At 58.1% G+C, this 18,880-nt stretch carries 16 protein-coding genes; 7 read left to right on the forward strand and 9 right to left on the reverse strand.

Annotation, left to right across the window (positions count from 1 at the left end; all coding sequences use genetic code 11):
- Nucleotides 1-129: 129 nt before the first annotated feature.
- Both WM42_RS03570 and WM42_RS03575 read left to right on the forward strand, forming a co-directional pair.
- Complete coding sequence (locus WM42_RS03570; RefSeq protein WP_062035711.1) at nt 130-1,407, forward strand: arginine deiminase; 1,278 nt, start codon at nt 130-132, stop codon at nt 1,405-1,407.
- Between the two features lie 15 nt (nt 1,408-1,422).
- Nucleotides 1,423-2,739 carry an amino acid permease gene (locus tag WM42_RS03575; protein ID WP_062035712.1) on the forward strand — a complete coding sequence of 439 codons (1,317 nt, stop codon included), beginning with the start codon at nt 1,423-1,425 and terminating at the stop codon, nt 2,737-2,739.
- On the opposite strand, the gene WM42_RS03580 is transcribed toward WM42_RS03575, so the two are convergent.
- The 3 genes from WM42_RS03580 to WM42_RS03590 form a co-directional block, all read right to left on the reverse strand.
- Nucleotides 2,736-3,710 (reverse strand): nucleoside hydrolase, encoded by a 975-nt coding sequence (locus WM42_RS03580; RefSeq protein WP_062035713.1) that lies wholly within the window; start codon nt 3,708-3,710, stop codon nt 2,736-2,738. The two genes, WM42_RS03575 and WM42_RS03580, sit on opposite strands and share 4 nt — an antisense overlap.
- A 106-nt stretch (nt 3,711-3,816) precedes the next feature.
- Complete coding sequence (gene ulaA / locus WM42_RS03585; RefSeq protein ID WP_062035714.1) at nt 3,817-5,391, reverse strand: PTS ascorbate transporter subunit IIC; 1,575 nt, start codon at nt 5,389-5,391, stop codon at nt 3,817-3,819.
- 9 nt (nt 5,392-5,400) lie between these two features.
- Nucleotides 5,401-6,240 carry a PTS sugar transporter subunit IIAB gene (locus tag WM42_RS03590; RefSeq protein ID WP_062035715.1) on the reverse strand — a complete coding sequence of 280 codons (840 nt, stop codon included), beginning with the start codon at nt 6,238-6,240 and terminating at the stop codon, nt 5,401-5,403.
- An 890-nt stretch (nt 6,241-7,130) separates the two neighbouring features.
- Here WM42_RS03590 and WM42_RS03600 point away from each other — a divergent pair.
- Entirely contained in the window at nt 7,131-8,339 is a 1,209-nt protein-coding gene (locus tag WM42_RS03600; RefSeq protein WP_235591306.1) for an ATP-binding protein, read from the forward strand.
- Here WM42_RS03600 and WM42_RS13835 read toward each other — a convergent pair.
- A complete protein-coding gene (locus tag WM42_RS13835) occupies nt 8,292-8,570 on the reverse strand; it encodes an integrase core domain-containing protein (protein ID WP_082787629.1) in 279 nt (92 codons plus the stop codon). The two genes, WM42_RS03600 and WM42_RS13835, sit on opposite strands and share 48 nt — an antisense overlap.
- 334 nt (nt 8,571-8,904) lie before the next feature.
- Between WM42_RS13835 and WM42_RS03605 the strand changes: the two genes are divergently transcribed.
- On the forward strand, nt 8,905-10,299 hold the full coding sequence (locus WM42_RS03605) for a GntP family permease (protein WP_062039114.1): 1,395 nt from the start codon (nt 8,905-8,907) through the stop codon (nt 10,297-10,299).
- A 50-nt stretch (nt 10,300-10,349) separates the two neighbouring features.
- Here WM42_RS03605 and WM42_RS03610 read toward each other — a convergent pair whose 3' ends face one another.
- The 3 genes from WM42_RS03610 to WM42_RS03620 form a co-directional block, all read right to left on the reverse strand.
- Nucleotides 10,350-10,820, reverse strand: coding sequence for a gluconokinase (locus tag WM42_RS03610; RefSeq protein WP_082787713.1), 471 nt, complete (start codon nt 10,818-10,820; stop codon nt 10,350-10,352).
- 62 nt (nt 10,821-10,882) lie between these two features.
- A complete protein-coding gene (locus tag WM42_RS03615; protein ID WP_235591307.1) occupies nt 10,883-11,293 on the reverse strand; it encodes a hypothetical protein in 411 nt (136 codons plus the stop codon).
- Nucleotides 11,294-11,466: 173 nt separating this feature from the next.
- On the reverse strand, nt 11,467-11,715 hold the full coding sequence (locus WM42_RS03620; RefSeq protein ID WP_129720980.1) for a hypothetical protein: 249 nt from the start codon (nt 11,713-11,715) through the stop codon (nt 11,467-11,469).
- A gap of 131 nt (nt 11,716-11,846) precedes the next feature.
- Between WM42_RS03620 and WM42_RS03625 the strand changes: the two genes are divergently transcribed.
- Complete coding sequence (locus WM42_RS03625) at nt 11,847-13,817, forward strand: fructose-specific PTS transporter subunit EIIC (protein WP_062035719.1); 1,971 nt, start codon at nt 11,847-11,849, stop codon at nt 13,815-13,817.
- A gap of 42 nt (nt 13,818-13,859) precedes the next feature.
- Here the strand turns inward: WM42_RS03625 and WM42_RS03630 are convergent, their stop codons facing one another.
- Nucleotides 13,860-14,411, reverse strand: a complete 552-nt coding sequence (locus tag WM42_RS03630; RefSeq protein WP_061920882.1) for a hypothetical protein — start codon at nt 14,409-14,411, stop codon at nt 13,860-13,862.
- Nucleotides 14,412-14,936: 525 nt separating this feature from the next.
- On the opposite strand from WM42_RS03630, the gene WM42_RS03635 reads away from it, so the two are divergent.
- Nucleotides 14,937-16,304 carry a hypothetical protein gene (locus tag WM42_RS03635; protein ID WP_062035720.1) on the forward strand — a complete coding sequence of 456 codons (1,368 nt, stop codon included), beginning with the start codon at nt 14,937-14,939 and terminating at the stop codon, nt 16,302-16,304.
- Nucleotides 16,305-16,562: 258 nt separating this feature from the next.
- Nucleotides 16,563-17,483 carry a ribokinase gene (locus tag WM42_RS03640; protein ID WP_062035721.1) on the forward strand — a complete coding sequence of 307 codons (921 nt, stop codon included), beginning with the start codon at nt 16,563-16,565 and terminating at the stop codon, nt 17,481-17,483.
- On the opposite strand, the gene WM42_RS03645 is transcribed toward WM42_RS03640, so the two are convergent.
- On the reverse strand, nt 17,480-18,703 hold the full coding sequence (locus tag WM42_RS03645) for an amidohydrolase (RefSeq protein WP_062035722.1): 1,224 nt from the start codon (nt 18,701-18,703) through the stop codon (nt 17,480-17,482). The two genes, WM42_RS03640 and WM42_RS03645, sit on opposite strands and share 4 nt — an antisense overlap.
- Between the last annotated feature and the right edge of the window lie 177 nt (nt 18,704-18,880).

Genomic DNA, 18,880 nt, shown 5'->3' on the forward strand with positions numbered 1-18,880 from the left:
CTACCAGCAGCATGAATGATATGTATGATTCAAATTACTATTCATTTCGCCATGTGACCCATAACTCATAAGGGTTTAGTTACTGTTGCCTCCAGCACCAAATACTTGAAAAGGAAGGCACAGATTTACATGATGGATTCTGTTGAAACCTCCGGTAACAAAGACGGGCAGCAACTCGGCGCTTGGTCAGAGGTAGGCAAACTCCGCCAGGTAATGGTCTGCCGCCCCGGCCTGGCACACGAGAGGCTCACTCCAAACAACTGCAAGGAGCTGCTTTTCGACGACGTCCTGTGGGTCGAGGAAGCGCAGCGCCACCACGATGAGTTCGTAGCCCGCATGGAAGACCGCGGCGTCGAGGTGTTGCACATGCGCGTCCTGCTAGAAGAAACGCTGGCGACCAAGGAAGGCCGCGAGTTCATCCTCGGCAACAAGCTACTGGATAAGAACGTCGGCGTGGGCGTGGGCAGCGAATTGCGCGAGTGGTTTAGCGGGCTGGACAACAAGACTCTGGCCGAACTTCTCATCGGCGGAGTGCCTTTCAACGAAATCCCCAAGGGCCTCGGCCATGGCGTCATTGACACCATGCGCAACGTGTACGCTCCCGATGAGTTCGCGCTGCGTCCTCTGCCCAATAGCCAGTTCTCCCGCGATAACTCCGCCTGGATTTACGGCGGTGTCTCGTTGAATCCGATGCGCCTTCCTGCCCGCCACCAGGAGACGATGCTCACGCGTGCTATCTACCGCTACCATCCGCGCTTTGCCAACGCATCCTTTGAGTTCTGGTACGGCGACACCGACGAGGATCCGGGCCTTGCCGCCCTCGAGGGCGGTGACATCATGCCGGTGGGCAATGGTGCGGTCCTAGTGGGCATGGGCGAGCGCACTACTTGGCAGGGTGTGAGCCGCTTGGCCAGCAACCTGTTCAAGGCGGGTGCAGCAGAAAAGGTCATCATCGCAGCCATGGCCCCAGATCGCGCCTCGATGCACCTGGATACCGTGTTCACCTTCCTCGACGCCGACAAGGCCACCGCCTATCCGCGCGTGGTGGATACCATCCGTCCGCTTATCCTGCGCCCTGCAGATGATCAGAAAAAGCTGGAACTCGAAAGCCCAGACAAGCACTTCGTCACGGTGGTCGAGGAAGCGCTCGGCCTGGATAAGCTCCACGTCGTAGAAACTGGCGGCAATTCCTATGCCGCGGCGCGTGAGCAGTGGGATGACGCCAACAACGTGGTTGCCTTGGAGCCCGGAGTGGTCGTGGCTTACGATCGCAACAAACACACCAATGCCAAGCTTCGCGACGCCGGCGTCGAAGTCATCGAGATCGGCTCGGCCGAACTGGGCCGTGGTCGCGGTGGCGGACACTGCATGACCTGCCCTATCGTGCGCGATGCAGTGGACTACTAAGGGGAGAACTAGCCGATGACAACATATGACACTGCCGCGCCCGCCGCGGACGAGACCGCATCTACTGCCTCCCCAGTAGGTCGCGAGGGTAAGAAGACCGAAGGTACTGCGCTGGGCTGGGTGCTCGCGCTCTTCGGCACCGCGATGGGCGCAGGTATCCTCTTCCTTCCGCTACAGGCGGGCACCTTTGGCTTCTGGCCGCTGGCCTTTGCTACGGCCATCATCTTCCCAGTGGTCTATTTCTCCCACCGGACCTACGCGCGCATCGTCTCGGGTGCTCCGGTCAAAGACCACGGGCTTGACGTCCTCGAGCTGGTACGCAAGTACTTGGGCCGGCATACCGGCCTCTTCGTGGCATTGATGTACTCGCTGGCGAACATCCCCACGGTGTTCATCTACGCCATCTCGTTGACCAACGCCATCGACAGCTTCATTGTCAATCAGCTCCACGGACCATCCATTAACCGCTGGGTTCTTTCGGTCCTGTGCGTGGGCATCCTGACCGGCATCTTCGCCATCGGCCGCAAGCCCATGCTGTGGCTGGCGCAGGCGCTGGTCTATCCGCTCATCATCTCTTTGGCTGCTACCTCGATCTATCTGATCCCGCAGTGGGACCTGCGTTCCTTCATGGAAGTGGAATATCAAGATGGCAGCTGGCCGTATATCTTGCTCGGCTCAGTACTGATTCTTCCGGTGCTTGCCTTTTCTTTTTCGCACATGGCCGGCCTTTCCCAATTCTCCGTGGATATGCAGCCAACCTACGGCGAGAAGACGGAAAAGCGCGTTACCCGCATCGAGCTCTACACCGCCGCTCTGCTGGTCATCTTCACGATGTTCTTCGTCTGGTCCTGCGTGTTGGCCTTGGGCGCCGATGGCATGAAGGAAGCAACGGAGCAGAACCTGCCAGTACTGTCCTACTTCGCCAACGTCACCGGCGTACCGCTGCTTGCCTGGCTGGCCCCGATGGTCGTTATCTTCGCGATTATTACCTCTTACTTCGGCACCATGCTCGGTGCTGAGGAGGGCACCTCCTATATGGTGCGCCTCATCGCGCCACGCACTGCGAACCGTCTGAACCGCCGCGGATTGCTCACCATCGTCTACACGTTCATCTTTGTCACCGGCACGCTGGTCTCAGTGTTCAATCCGCCAATCCTCAACCTCATCTACTTGGTGGGTGGCGTCTTCGATGCGGTCCTTATCTTCCTGCTTCCGGTCTACATGTTCCACCGGGTCAAGGAGTACAAGGCCTACCGCCATGACCCGTGGAACTACTTTGTGTTCTTCTTTGGTTCGGTGATTCTGGCAGTCACCATCTGGGACCTGTTCTAGTCCGCTTTCTGAATCGGACGGTTTGGGTTGGTCTGGGTTTCCAGGACGTCGCCAAGCAAGCCAAAGAAGCTTTCGCGGTCCGCCTTTTCGATGACGGTCGCGTTAGCTTCCAAGCCAAAGGTCTCCCAGGCCATTGCCGCATAGCCTCGCGTAATACCGTTGCCCGTGACCACGTCTACCTTGTAGCGCCCGGATTCTTGGATGAGTTCTGGGTGCAACAGCGTTGCTAGCGTCATCGAATCCGGGTGGGTGGAACCGCCAATACCGGCGGCTTCATCGAAGTCCAAGGTGGTATCGCACATGGCCTTGAAAAACTTGGCAATCGGGGTGCCCACCGCGACCTTTTGGTCATACTCCGCGCGCGGCATGGTGGCGTCATTGAAGGTCACTGGATCCCACGGCATCACGACGATGTCCTCAAAACCAGCGCCGAAGACAATCTGCGCCGCTTCCGGGTCGACGTAAAAGTTAAACTCCGCGGCCGGCGTAATGTTTCCACGGCCATTGTTGGAACCGCCCATGATGTAAAGCGACTTCACATTCTTTACAAAGTTGCGGTCTTTGACCACTGCCGTTGCGATATTCGTCAGCGGCCCGATTGCCACCACGGATACCTCGCCTGGGTTCTCCGCGGTGATACGCAACAGGGCGTCGACAGCATGCTCTTTTTCTACCTCGCAACCTGAAAAGTCCATGCTGAGGCCTCCCGAACCGTCACCGTGAACGTCTTCTGCCGAGGCCCACTCCTGCAGCATCGGCTGCGAGCAACCGGCATAGATAGGCACCTCGCCCAGCTTGCCCGCCGCATTCAAGGTCATGTGCGCATTCTTAATCTGCTGCTCAAAGCCCACGTTGCCAGCCACCATCGTGATAGCACGGAAATCCGCGCGCGTATTCAACAAGCCAACCAGGATTGCTACGCAATCGTCTTGAGCAGTATCGGTATCGAGAATGAAAGGAACGGTAGACATTATCTTCCTTAAGCAGTGTGGACATCGGGCTAGTTAGGCCTCCAATTTATCCTGTGCACGGGCGCGCAAAAAAAGCGCGCAAGTACATCCTTGCGCGCAGTTGAAATTAGACCCTCGAAGGCGGAACCGGAGCACCCTTCGGAGGAAGCACCTTGGGGTACTTCTTCGAAGCTGCGGTCTGGCCAGCGGCTAATGGCTTAACGCCAGATGCCTCAGCCTTTGGGGTGGCAGCGCCCGGCTGCTCACGCCACGGGGTGGGGTCCCAGTTGGTGGCCACAAGCTTGCGCTGAGAGAACCAGCCCAGGGCCAAGACGACCAAGCCAAGTACAGCGATGAGCACGAGGCCAAACGCTCCGCCGTCCTTGGAGGACCAGCCCAGGAGCAGGCCGAACCAGCCAAAGTCGGCGTCGCCAAAGGTGGTGTTAGCATCGCCGAAGGAGCCGAGCACGCCCAGGAGGAAGGCCGGCAGGAAGGTGATGATGAGGCCGTTAACAAACGCACCGAAGATGGCGCCGCGGCGTCCGCCGGTTGCGTTGGCGTAGACGCCCGCTGCACCACCTGTGAAGAAGTGCGGCACGAGGCCTGGCAGGATCAGCGCCACACCGAATGTTGGACCGAGCCATGCGGCCAGAACAGCGAGGCCGATGAGGCCGCCGATGAAGGAGAAGATGAAGCCCACCAGCACGGCGTTTTGTGCGTACGGGAAGACGATAGGCGCGTCCAGAGCCGGGATGGCACCGGGGACAACCTTGGCGGCGATGCCCTGGAATGCAGGGACGAGTTCGCCCAAGATGGTGCGCACGCCAAAGAGGATCACGGCCACGGCCACGCCGAATTGGAGGCCTTGGGTAAAGGACTGCATGAGGTAGTTACCCACGTTGGTGGCACCGCCTTCGAATGCAGTGAAGGCCTCCTCGGTACCAGCGCGCACCATGAACATGACGGCGAGCACGATGTACATGAGAGCCATGGACAGTGCGGTAGCCACCATGGAGTCGCGCAGGAAGCGCAGGCCTTCGGGAAGCTTGAGCTCCTCCGTGGACTTGGACATCTTCTCGCCCTTGCCGCCAACTGCCTTGCCCACGGCACCGGCAGCAAGGTAGCCGGCAGTGCCGAAGTGACCAATTGCGATGGAGTCGTCGCCGGTGATGCGGCGCGTCCACGGGTGTGCAATGGCAGGCAGGGACACCATCAAGATACCCAGCAACGCGGCGCCAAAGGCAACCACGATCCACGAAGAGTATCCAGCAGGTGCGAGGACCATGGTCAGCAAGGTGGCCATGAACAGCACGTGGTGGCCGGTCAGGAACACATAGCTCATCGGGGTAAACCGGGCCAAGATCAAGGAGACCACGAAGCCCAGAATCATAATCCAGGCTACTTGGGAGCCGAACTGGTCTTGGGCAATGCCCACGATGGCCTCATTGGTGGGCACCACGCCCTGCGCGCCGGTGGCGCCGGTGATCATGGCGCCGAGGGGTTCCAGCGAGGCGGTGACCAAGCCGGCACCCGCGCCCACCAGGAGGAAGCCGAGTGTGGCCTTGATGGCGCCGCCGAGGACCTGGCCCGCGCCACGGCCCATTGCGGCGAGACCCACCGCGGTAATGATGCCGATTAGGAACGCCGGCACGGAGAGAATTTCATTGACCAAGAAGTTGGCAATGTTCAACAAGACATCCATGAGTGCTCCTTAGACGTCGTAAAGCTCGCGCAGAGCAGAATCGATTTCGGACATGTTCGTAAAGTCTTCGATGACGTGGACGGGCACCCCGACGTCGCCAAGCGTTGCAGCGATTTCCCCGGAGGTCAGCAGGAAGTCAGCTTCCTTCGCACGCCCCTTGGCCGAAATCGTGTCTGTTGCCTCGACGGTGAGGTACTTGCCCCAGCCCCATTCATCGAGGACCTGCTCCAGCGTGTTCTTCAGGAACAACGACGTGCCCAAGCCATTGCCGCACACGGTGTAGATTTTGCCTTTTGAAGCCACCGAATCAGCCGCGATCTGGTGCTCGGCGCCCTCTCGCGCGTCACTGTGATCAGCTGCAGGAGCCGCGCTTGCCGACGCCGCTCCTACCCCACCGTTCGCAACATCCACAAGCACCTGTCGCAGCTCAGCTTCGCTTTCTACAGAATCCAGACGCGCACGCACGTCCTTCTTCCCGAGCAGCCCAGCCAGCTCTTTCATTGCCTTCAGGTGCTCGGATGAATCCTTCGCCGCAAGTGCTACGACAAGATTCACGGGGTCATTGGCTTTGGAACCGAACTCCACTGGTCGATCCAGGCGGACCCACGACAACGCCGTTTCGCGCACTGCCTCCGACGGCCGCGCGTGGGCAAAAGCGAAGCCCGGTGCGACCACAATGTACGGTCCATTTTCCTCCACCGAGCGCACCATCGCCTCGGTGTATGCCGGGCTGGTCTTACCCGCCCCAACGAGCAAGCCGCCCGCCAACTCAATAGCTTCACGCCAGTCACCAGCACGGCCGTGCAGATCAACCGCATCCTCCGCGAGCAACGCATTCAGCATGGACATACGTGTCCTCCTACCTTTACTCTTTGCTGGCCAAGAAGGATATGACCAGCCCTAGCTAAAGTAATTACCAGGTATGCAAACGTTTACCTAACCGTTGACGAATATTTAGACACATGCCATTCAACACTCGTTTCTGCCCTATCACGCAGCCCAAGAATGGAAGCCGCATTCACACTTGCACACCGTCAAGCAGAGCAGGCCGAAAGTTTTCCATTCACGATCTGTTTCCATAGTGTCGCGGAAAAGGCCACATAATGGCCTCAATATTTCGAACGGTCTCCTGGCCGCTCCATCAACAACGACGCGCCCTATGTAGGACAACACCCAAACATCGACGGCCAGCAGCGTCTCACCAGCTTGCATGCAGCAATCAAGGGATATTCTGTCCGTGCTCTCAACTACAGCAAGAAGAAGATCACGATCGCGTTCAATCCTTTCAGCGAAAAGTTCGAGTTCCGTACCCCTCCAATTGCCAAATCCCCTGAATGGGTTGCAGACATCTCCACTGTTTTCGACAGTCCGTACAAGGCAACACGTACGTTCCTTCGCCGATACGAGGAAGCAGGCGGAGAGCTCACCGATAGCTAGGGAGAAAAACCACGATACTTTTGCCAAGCTATCCGACCTACTCAAATACCAATTTGATGTTGTCCACCTTCAAAGCGCGGCTGACAAGCGTCTTATGGCGGACGTCTTCGTGCGCATCAATTCCGAAGGCGTACGCCTCAAGGCCGCCGACTACATCCTCACGTGGTTGAGCGTTTGCTGACCCGAAGGCCGCGAGCAAATTGAAGAGTTTTCTCGCAATTGCCAGGACTTAACCGAGCTCCAATCTTCATAGGTTTTCAAAGACTTCATAAATTTCATAAACTTCATAAGTCTTCATAGGGATGTTTCGCTACGATGTGAGTATGAGCCTCCAGCGAAACCCCTTTAAAGCGACCCTCGGCGCCACCCCACCACTGCTTGTGGGACGCAGCGAGGCTATCCGCGACTTCGCTTTCGCACTCGAGGAAGGCTCAGGTGCCCATGAACGAATTTCGCTAATTATTGGTCCGAGGGGTATCGGAAAAACAGTCCTGCTCAATGCCTTTGAGGATACAGCCAGCGAGCAAGGGTGGTTCACTCTCAGCGAAACGGCGACATCTGGATTTGTCGAGCGGCTTCGCAACGATATTATCCGGCGACTTTCCGATAAACGGTCACAGCTCAAAGGCCTAAACGTATCAATTCTGGGAGTTGGAGCAGGCGTTAACTGGGACACTAAAGCCATTGCCGAGTCCACTTACTCCCTGCGCAATGCTCTTAAAGATCTATTGAGCTTCAAACAAGAGCAAGATCGCAGAGCCGGTCAGCAACCTAGCGGAGTATTGATCACCCTTGATGAGATGCATCACCAACAAAGTGACGAACTCATTGAGTTCGGAGCAACTATCCAACATCTTGTCCGTGAAGGTGAAGACATCGCAGTCGCAATGGCAGGAATCCCTTCTTCAATCAAGCCTTTACTGTCCGGGAAACTAAACGATGGGGTAAGCCCCAATCCCGTAACTTTCTTGCGCCGTGCCAACCGGATCGAGCTTGGGCCAGTTTCAGACGAAGACGTCCGCGACGCCCTCAAAGAACCCCTCCGCAACGAAACCGTCTCGTGGTCCCCTTCAGCTCTGGAGATTGCGGTATCTGCGTGCCAAGGCTACCCATTCATGATCCAGCTGGTGGGTCAATGCTCCTTCCGCGAAAAAGAACCAACCGATGGCGATGCTTCACAAATTACTGTTAACGCCGCGGAAAGAGGGGTCGCCACCGCACGAAGAAAACTTGGACAACTTGTCCACGAACCCGCTTTGGCAGATCTTTCTGACGTAGACAGAACATTCCTAATTTATATGGCCCAAGATCCCGGACCATCAAAAATCGCGGACATCAAGGCCCGCTTCCACCGTTCCGACTCTTACGTGAGCAATTATCGCCGTCGATTGCTCGATGCAGAGATGATCATCAATACTCGGCGCGGTGAAGTTGACTTCGCACTTCCGTATCTACGCGACTATTTACGTGAACATGCAGCAGGACTCGTAGCAGAAAACCTCGACTATTAACTCGGACTCAGCATTCATGCACGGCCATGATGGCCACCGAGTGAGGTGCCCCGAGTTTTGGTGGAGTCTAGTCTCGTTCCACCAGCACACCCATTTGAGCGTCGCGATTTCTACCTCGACACCGTCATCCCAACTGCGAGAATGGACGAGCTCGTTCTTATAGGAGCCGTAAACGTTTTCGGCCAGAGCATTGCCATATAAGTCGCCAACCGTCCCGGTGGAAGCGGCAATCCCGTGCTGGGCAAATCACTCGTTATAGACAACACCGACATACTGCCACCCGTGATCCGAATGATCAATGAGACCTGTTGTTTCCTAAACACACACGATCGCCTGTTTGAGAGCTTGCCGCGACAAAGCTTCGGTGCCCACGGAATCTAATAACGCCCACCCATACGATCCGCCGGGAGTATACGGATGACACTTGGGTTCCAATTTGAGCTGCACGGTACGAAAGTCACATTTGAGTGGTTATATCCACGCTTATTTCCGATGATAATCTGACTCACAACTACGGCTTGACAGCAAGGCCGTAACTTAAGAAAGGATTAGTTCCATGGACGTCATGGAAACCTGGGAGCCGGTGCTTACAACCGGCCCTCTGCTGGGGATAGCAGCTGCCGCGGTTGCCTTGATCCTGGTCATGGTGATCTACTTCAAGGTTCACGCATTCATCGTATTGACCATAGTTTCTACCCTGACTGCGCTTATTGCCGGTATCCCTCTTGAAGGCGTAGTACCGACGCTAACCAAGGGCTTCGGCTCAACGCTTGGTTCCGTTGCGCTGTTGGTTGGTTTGGGCGCCATGATCGGGCGCTTGGTTGAAACCTCCGGTGGCGCTAAATCGCTTGCCGACGCCCTGGTTAAACTCTTCGGCGAAGATAAAGCACCGTTTGCACTAGGCGTTGCCTCGCTGATTATGGGTTTCCCCATCTTCTTCGACGCTGGCTTGATCGTGATGCTGCCGGTGATCTTCGCAGTGGCGCGGCGCCTTAACGGCCCGGTCCTCGCCTACGGTATTCCCGCGGCCGGCGCGTTCTCAGTAATGCACATCTACCTTCCGCCCCACCCGGGCCCTGTCGCGGCCAGCGAATTCTATGGCGCTGACATCGGTCTCATTTTGGTCTTCGGCCTGCTGGTCGCGCTTCCTACGTGGTATCTCTCCGGCTACCGCCTGGGCCTGCACTTGGGCAAGAAGTACCCCTTCGTTGTCGGCGATATTTTGACCGGCGAACGCGTGGCGGATGAAAAGCTTCCGGAAAAGCCAGCCTCACCGGCGACGGTCATCGGAATTCTTCTTATTCCGATGCTCCTTATCTTTGGCAACACCGGCTTGTCGGCGCTTTCCTCCGCCGGTCACATTTCGGGCGATGCCACCTGGGTGAAATTCTTCATCTTCCTAGGCCAGACCCCCATCGCACTGCTCCTCACGGCGATTGCCGCGATGATTGCGCTCGGGCTCAAACGCGGAATGGATAAGACCGCGATCGAAAAGACCATGGAGTCTTCCCTGGGGCCGATTTGCTCAGTGGTGCTGATTACCGGTGCCGGCGGCATGTTCGGCGGCGTGCTACGCACTTCTGGAATCGGCGATGCTCTGGCTGATTCGATGGCAGGCCTCGGCATTCCTGTCATTCTTGCCTGCTACCTCATTGCGGTCGCGCTACGTCTTGCGCAGGGTTCTGCCACCGTGGCTCTTACTACTGCAGCAGCGCTCATGGTCCCGGCTGTGGAAGCAGCAGACTACTCTGCGGTGCAGCTTGCTCTTATCGTGCTTGCCACCGCCGCGGGTTCGGTCTTTGGCAGCCACGTCAATGACTCGGGCTTCTGGTTGGTCGGCCGCCTCATGGGCATGGACGTGGCAACCACGCTGCGCACGTGGACCCTCAACCAGGCACTCGTTTCCTTCGTCGGCTTCGTCTTCGTGCTTATTATCTTTGGGATTACTGCAGCGCTTTAGCCCCAGTTAGCCTCAGTCCAAGAAAGCCAAACCACAACGGTTTAGGGCATCTAGCCCCGCAGATATCTCGCTGCTTCGGCAGCTAATTCTGCGGGGCTTTGTGCGACGTCGAGCACTATCCCCGGCTCGTCCTCATCGAGCGGTTCAAGCGTTTCGAACTGCGATTGCAAAAGCGATACCGGCATGAAGTGGCCTGCACGGTTTTGCATGCGCTCCAGCAAAAGTTCGTAGCTGCCGTGCAGATGAACGAAGACTGTATCCGGCGCATGGGTGCGAATCAGATCCCGGTACGAACGCTTAAGCGCTGAGCATCCCACGATGGCGCCTTCGGTTTGCCCCTGCATCCACTGCCCGATTGCTTCGAGCCAGGGCCAGCGGTCGGCGTCGTTAAGCGCGTGCCCCGCGGACATCTTTTCAATGTTGGCGGCCGGATGCATGTCGTCGCCGTCCCTAAAGACGAGGCCGACCTGACCTCCCAGCAGCTGCCCCACCGTGGATTTCCCGCAGCTGGACACTCCCATCACGATGACGTGTTTATGGGCAAGTTCCGTGTTCACCTTAGTAGAGTTCACAGCCTTCAAGCCTAGTACTGCGGGGTGAAGTTGATACGTTCAATCTCCGCTCGCGCGGCCGGGTCCAACATCGCGCACAATCCGCCGACCACGTAACGGACTCCGGGAACCGTGGTGGAAGAACCCACGCCTTGCACGCAACGATCAAAGGCAGGCAAGCCGATACCGGGTGCCGGCGAATTCATCGAATAGAACGACGCTGCCATCACCGCACCGCGATTGCTGTTCAGCGCATCAGAGGAACCCTTGATTCCCTGCCACAAGACTGCCCCAACCGGATCAACTAGGAACTGATGCTGCTCCTCCGGCGTCAACGCGGCAGCCTCTGGCGCAGTCGCACCCACGCCACCACCGCTAACCACGCCAAGGGACAAAAGCCCAACTGTCAAAGCACGAGCACAAACACGAGAGAACTTATTCATAAACGCAACCTACCACGCTAATCAGTCTCACAAAATGGATTTTCCACACGTTATTAACAGTGCTTCGCCTTCACCCAACACGACATGGGGCGAGGTACGTAATTCAGCAGTACCTACAGGCTCAATGCAGTGGACCCAATTGTCTGACTTCCAATGCGGCCAAACGTTACTGGCTACTCATGATTTGAAGGCTTCGGATTAGCTATAGCCTGTTGAATCATCACGAGCTCGACTCCTAAGATTTCGCCGGAAGATGACACATCCACAGCACCAGCAATAGATGCTGGATCGTCACTGAAAGATAGTGGAATTGAGTACTGATATTCGCCGACATCTTTATCATCAGTGCGTTTTAGCGTAATGCCTACATCGTCGAATACGCCTGACAAGTCCAGTTTGTCGCCCTTTTTGATCATCTTCATTCTCCCTTTCCCAATTAGCACGTACATCCAAAACACTATCGCAATTCAACTCCCTCTTCCCTCACTTCATTTCTCAGGCCAAATACCACCGCCGCTAGATTCCCGATTCCCCGTCCTGTTAGATCACTTTTATGAGTACATCGCAATCAAGGCCGCGGCTGCTTGCCATCACGGCCTGTCCTACGGGAATCGCACATACCTACATGGCGGCGGAAAACCTTGAGGCCGCGGCGCAGAAGCTGGGCTACGAGCTTAAGGTGGAAACCCACGGCTCCATTGGAATCGAGGGGAAGTTTTCGCAAGCAGACATCGATGCAGCAGACGCCGTTGTCATCGCGGCGGATACGGTGGTGGCTAAGGACCGCTTCGTCGGAAAGCGGCTCGTAGCTACCGGCGTAGACGAAGCCATTAGCCGCCCGGAGGCGCTGCTGGGCCGCGCACTGGAGGCAACGGCGCTAACTTCAGCCGAGGCCCGGCGTGACTCCGCCGAGAGCGCCACCCCGGCGGGAGGCCGCACGGAAGGTACTGTCGATTCGGGGCTGCGCGGCTTTGGCCAGACGCTATATAAGTCCCTGATGAATGGCGTCAGCCACATGATCCCCTTCGTGGTCACGGGCGGTCTGCTCATCGCGGTCGCACTGTCCATCGGCGGCACCCCTACCCCGGAAGGCATCGCCATTCCGGAAGGCAGCTTCTGGTTCACCATTAATCAACTAGGTGCCCTGTCGTTTTCTTTGATGGTGCCGATTTTGTCCGGCTACATCGCCGTGGGCATTGCGGACCGCCCAGGTCTTGCACCGGGCCTTATCACTGGCCTTATCGCCACGACGGGTTCGCTCTACGGATCGGATGCGGGTGCCGGATTCATTGGCGGCATCATCACAGGTATCTTGTCCGGCTATGTTGCCCTGGCCATCAAGAAGATCCCGGTGGGCAAGTACGTCGCACCGATCTGGCCCATCATCGTCATTCCGATTCTCACCACACTCATCGTGGGCTTGGCGTTCATCTACATCATCGGTCATCCAGTCGCCGCTGCCTTCGAGGCCATGACGGATTACCTCGCCGGCATGCAGGGTTCCTCCGTGCTCATACTCGGCGCTGTCATCGGCGCGATGATTGCCTTCGACATGGGCGGGCCTTTCAACAAGACCGCCTTCCTCTTCGGTGGCGGCCTCATCGCGGCTGGCAACGCGGCACCGATGGGCATGGCGGCAACGGCGATTGCCGTGCCACCGCTAGCCGTCGGCGTCGCCACCTTGGTTCGCCGCAGCTGGTTCAACAAGGCCGAGCGCGATTCCGGTATCGCCGCCCTTTTCATGGGTATGTTCGGAATTACCGAGGGCGCGATTCCGCTCGCCGCTGCTCGTCCGCTGCAGGTCATTCCGGCTAACGTCATCGGCGGTGCCGTCGCGGGCGCCATCGCGGGACAGCTCGGCGTCGAGGATCACGTCATGCACGGCGGCCCGATCGTGGCGCTGCTGGGCGCCGTCGACAACGTTGGCGGATTCATCATCGGCCTGGCGGCCGGCATTCTTGTCGACGCCGCGCTTATCCTCCTACTCGTCGGTATCACCGCCAAGAAGGGTGCCGCGGCGTCGGAAGCAACTCCTACTGAAGGCGCCAGCGATAGCGATGCCCTGCTTCTGCCCGATACGGTCGCGCTTGAGACCACGCGTGGTACCAACCGCGAGGACATCATTCGCGAGCTCGTCGCTTCCATCGCAGCCGCCGGTCGCACTTCCGACGCCGAAGCGCTTGTCGACGCCGCACTAGCCCGCGAAGAGCAACACTCCACCGGCGTCGGCAATGGCGTTGCGATCCCGCACGCCCGCACTGCAGGAGTTACGCGCCCAACCCTGGCTTTCGCCCGTCTTCCCAAGCCCGGCATTCAGTGGGCCGAGGGCGAGGAGGCAACCGACCTGGTATTCCTCATCGCTGTTCCGGAAGGCTCCGGCAATCAGCATCTCAAGATTCTGTCGAAGCTGGCCCGCCGCCTGATGAAGGAAGATTTCCGCGCACAACTGCGTGCTGCGGGCACTCGCGAAGAGGTCATCGACCTGGTGGGCGATGCAGTCGCTGTTCCCACCCCGGCGCAATAGTTCTTGAACTAAACGCTAAATCCCCCGCTTAGCGGGTGCTCGTCACGCTACTCGATCTCCCCATAGCACCCGCAATTCCTCAGTCGCCGGCCGCCAGTACGCAGCTTGGGCCGCAGTAAATTCCTTCAGCAAGTGCCCGCCGCTGCGTGCAGCGGTGCGGGTGGCCTCGTTCGTAGCGGCATCGAGGACGTCGATATAGCGGCCGACCTCGTCGCGCGGGATGCGAAGTCCCATCGTTATATGCGGGGTCCAGCGGGCCCCTCGTGATTCAGGATTGGCCGCGCTAATCTCCCGAGCGGCCGCTTCGAACTCATCGGTTGTTTCCAGAAGCCAAGCGATTGATTGCTTCGAGCGCGTTCCGAATACTACGGTTCCCACCCGTTGAAAAGTTGCTGGCAATAGCGGCGGAAGCAGTTCAGCGGCCAGTTCCACTGCCTCGGGGGCCATGGATTGGGCGAAAGTAATAGTGATGTGCGGGCGCTGATTCTGGCGTGGCAGGCCACGCCGAACGAGGTCGTCGAATAGCTCGGCGATGGCCCGTTCTTGCTCTTCAGAAAGATAAAGCAAGAGATTTTCTGGGGATTTGGCGCTCATGATTTCAGGTTATGGCATTTGAACTATTAAGGTAATCTGGTTTCCAAATGCTGTTAGCCGAGCACATTAGCCCGCATGGTGTTATCCTCACCACTGGGCACTATAGACCACGTGACAATACATCCCAGTCATTAATTTGCACAGGCTATCCCAAGGTGAAGCGCGGGGCTGAGCCAGCAAAACGGATTTTCCGCCTTTCGAGGACCGCCATTTAGCCATTTTCCACATAAGGATCACCCCTGAAAGTAATCATACTTTAGTTTGTGATCGTTCGGACAAGAACACTTTTCGCACGATGTAGTCCTAATTTGGAAAATTCCCAGTCAGCGTTAATTTTCCACCGAAGCTGTTTACAGCGTTCATGGCACTTATGTGAATTTCTATCTTTAATTGTCAATACATCTCTATCGTGCGTCACTGAAAAACAGTCGCTAGCGTAGGTCTTCGTCACGCACCGCCAACGTATTCGCCGTGCGTAACTCGCCAAAAATACGTCCACCTCCAGTCGTTCGAGGAGAACTAAACATGTCTATCCGTCGTCGCTCCGCCGGCCTGTTCGCCGGCCTTGCCATCGCCGGCAGCACGCTCATGATGCCAGCAGCTAACGCTGAAACCATCACCGAGTCCTACCCAGAGACTCCGGCCATCAACGCAAAGCTGCCAATCATCCACACCACCCACGGTTCCGACCACATGAAGGCTAACGTCCTTAACCCACGCCCGGTCTGCAACCCATGGGAAGACCACCGCACCGTTGTCTACAAGGCAACTGACACCTTCATGCCAGCTGGCACCATCTCCACCACCAACCAGACTAAGAAGGACATTCCGCTGCAGCAGAATCTGTCCAAGTCTCAGTCCATCCAGCTGGAGGTCAACGGCGACCGCACCAGCACCACCTCCATGAACTTGGGCGGCGACGTCTCCGGCAAGAACTCCAAGGGCTCCGCAGGCATCTCCCACGAGATCGCTACCAAGATCGGCGCTTCCGCTTCCTACTCCCTGTCCTGGGAGGCTGGCCAGTCCATCGGACCTTACGACGTTCCGCCAAACCACACCGGTGAAGCAACTTACGGCTTCCGCGTTCTGAACATGACCGGCACCCAGCAGTACTGCAAGACTAACGGCACCTGGTCCACCCCGACTGCTTGGTCCGCAATGCAGCCAGTCAAGAACGAGGTTCGCGTCAAGCTGTACGACGACATCGCTGACTCCTTCGCTCCTAACAAGGACGCACAGAACACCGAAGAGGTTAAGCAGGAGGACAAGGATCCGAAGGCTGACGCTGAGGTTGTCAAGGACAACGAGGCTCCGGTAACCGAGGCACCTGTTTCCGAGGCTGAAGCTAAGAAGGAAGAGGAAGCTGACAAGGCAAAGCTCGAAGAGGTAAAGAAGGACGAGAAGTCTGACGAGAAGCAGAAGCTCGACCTGAAGCCTTTCTTCACCACCTCCGGCGCTAAGCACTCCGGTTTCGCAGGCACCGTTGCTCTGCAGCTGGAAAACGTTGGCTCTGACCGTTACTACGGCACCTTCCCTGCAGTTCAGTACCGCGTTGACGTGAAGACCGACAAGGGCCCGAAGGGCGTTGACCGCCTCATCACCCCACGTTCTTCCAACGGCGCTCACATCCGTGACCTGGGCTTCAACGAGAAGACCTCCACCCGCACCTTCGAGGTCACCCTGGCTAACCCAATCAACGCTGGCGAGAAGGTTCGCGTTGCAAACCTCGACTTCGGCGATGGCGACACCAAGGAAGGCCGCATCCACAACTACATCGAGGTCACCCAGATTGGCCGTCTGGAAGGCGACAACTCCCAGGCTAACGACCAGAACGTTGACTCCCGCAAGGCAACCGTCAACGACTTCGGCAAGCAGGTTAAGGGCACCTTCTAAGCCCTGCAAGCATCCGCTGCTTAGATAAGCCGCTCCACATCTTCCTTCAGCTCCCTTCTCAGGGGCTGGAAGATAGGGAGCGGCTTTCCCAGTTTTGCGCACGCCCATCGGGGTCAATCCAGCACAATTTGCCAAACAAGGCGCCAAAACTTCCCGAAATCACCCCAATATTTGGCAAATTGCGCCCTTGCGCCACCCCAAGCCCGGACGCGGACTCTTAGAGTGGAGCACACAAGGCACAAACGCAAAGGAAACTTCATGACTGCAAAACAGCCGCGATGCGTAGTCGTCGGCTCGATCAACGCCGACTTGATGATTAGCGTGGAACGCCACCCCACCCCGGGCGAGACACTCATCGGCAGCGGTGGCGAGGTGCTCGCCGGCGGCAAGGGCGCAAACCAAGCGGTAGCTGCGGCACGCCAAGGCGCCAGCATCTCATTCGTGGGTGCAGTCGGCGATGATGCCTACGCAGGCCCAGCCATGGAACTGCTAGAAGCATCGGGCGTCGATCTCAGCCACGTCGAACACCTCAAGTCCACCACCACGGGCCTTGCGGTAATCGAGGTCGCAGCCGACGGCGAGAACACCATCGTTGTGGTCCCCGGCGCGAATGCGCAGGTGGACGCTGAGTTCGTTCAACAGCACGCGTGTGCAATGCACAAGGCAGACTTGGTGCTACTACAGGGCGAGATTCCCGCCGCCGGTTTCCAGAAGGCGGTCGAACTCGCACGCGCGGTAGGCGCCCGGGTGGTGGTGAACCTGGCGCCGGTGGTGGACGTCGATAAGCAGGCGCTCCTGCAGGCAGACCCGCTCGTGGTTAACGAACACGAGGCGGGGTTGGTGCTCAAGCAACTGGGTGCGCAGACGCCGGGCGATGAACCAGAGGAACTCGTAGACTGCCTGCGCGCCGAAGGCTTTGCCGCGGTGGTGTTAACGCTTGGACCGCGCGGAGCCATCGTGGCGGATGCCGAGGGCATCACGCCAATTCCCACCCCACAGATCAAAGCGGTGGACACAACGGGCGCCGGCGACGCGTTCACAGGCGCGCTCGTGGCGAAGCTCCTACAAGGGGCCATGCTTACCGACGCCGCCCATCACGCCGCCCGCGTCGGCGCCTTCGCCGCGCTGGGCCGCGGCGCCCAGCCTTCCTACCCGGATCTAAAAGCGCAGCTTCCTTAAACCGCGAGCCAAGGGCAAAGCGCAGCAACCGTGGCCTCCGCACCTGCTTCCAGGGTGGGGTGCAGCTCAGGGACGAACTGCGGAGAGTGATTGCCCGGTGCATTCTCCGGAGCTGGGAAGCCGCCGACGACCCAGAAGCAATACGGTGTGCCAAAGGCATTCGGAATGTCCGGGAAATCCTCAGAGGCCGATAAAGGCGCGAAGGTCTCCGTGCGCTCCTCCCCCAACAAGGTCTGCATAGACTCGGTGACCTTGGCAGTTACATCGCGGTCATTGTCCAGCACCGGGAAGCGTTCGGAGTATTCGAAAGATGGCTCCGGCGCGCCCGCCGCGGCGGCCTGATTGTTCACAATGCGCTCGATCGAGGCATGGATGTGGTCTTCGACTTCCTGCGAGTAGCAGCGGGTATTGAGCTCGAACACGACTTTATCCGGAATCACGTTGGACTTCGTGCCGCCGTGAATCGTGCCCACGGAGACCACCGCGCGCTCGCTGGCCGGTAGCTCACGGGAGACAATTGTCTGCAGCTGCATGATGATTGAGGAGGAAAGCACGATTGGGTCGACGCCCTTCTCCGGCATGGAGCCATGCGAGCCGACGCCGCGCACAGTTACCTTCACAGTGGAAGCCTGGGAGAAGCTAATGCCCTCGTTGGTCGCAACATGCCCCAGCGGCAGCGCGCCCATGACGTGCTGGCCCAGCATGACATCGGGGACCGGAATCTTGCCCGTGATTCCCGCCGCAACCATGTCTTTGCCACCCTCGGCAATCTCCTCGGCGGGCTGGAATACGGCCTCGAAAGTGCCGGACCACTGCTCGCGGTTTTCTGCCAGGAATGCGATGGTGGTCAGCAGCCACGTGGTGTGCATATCGTGGCCGCACATGTGCCCGACCGGAACTTCCTCGCCCGTCTTAGCGGAGATCTGCGTTGCAGTGGAGGCATAGTCCACGCCGGAGGCTTCCTTCACTGGCAAGCCGTCGAAATCGGCACGCATCGCCACGGTTTGGCCAGCGCCGTTGCGCAGAATTCCGACGACGCCGGCCCCGACGTCGACCACCTCGACGTCGCCAAGCGCCTCCAGCTCTTTGATAATCCGTGCCTTGGTTTCGGCTTCCTGCAGCGAGAGCTCCGGGTGCTGGTGGAACCACTTATAAAGCTCCTCACGCTGCGTCTTGGTCTTTTCCAGATACGTTTCCAAAGATTCATACAGCTGCGTCATATTTCCCACCTTATGTCCGCCCGGTCACCGCTTGCAGAGAACGCACTCTTGACGCCGCATACCCTGCCAACCTCACCACCGTCATCATCGGGGGGGTAGTCACGCACATCGATACAGCGTGACTACCCCCGCTCTTGCTCAAAAATGGCGTCCTACTTCACAAAGTGGCGTGACGCA

Origin of the sequence: Corynebacterium simulans, assembly GCF_001586215.1 — a bacterium.
Taxonomy (GTDB): domain Bacteria; phylum Actinomycetota; class Actinomycetes; order Mycobacteriales; family Mycobacteriaceae; genus Corynebacterium; species Corynebacterium simulans.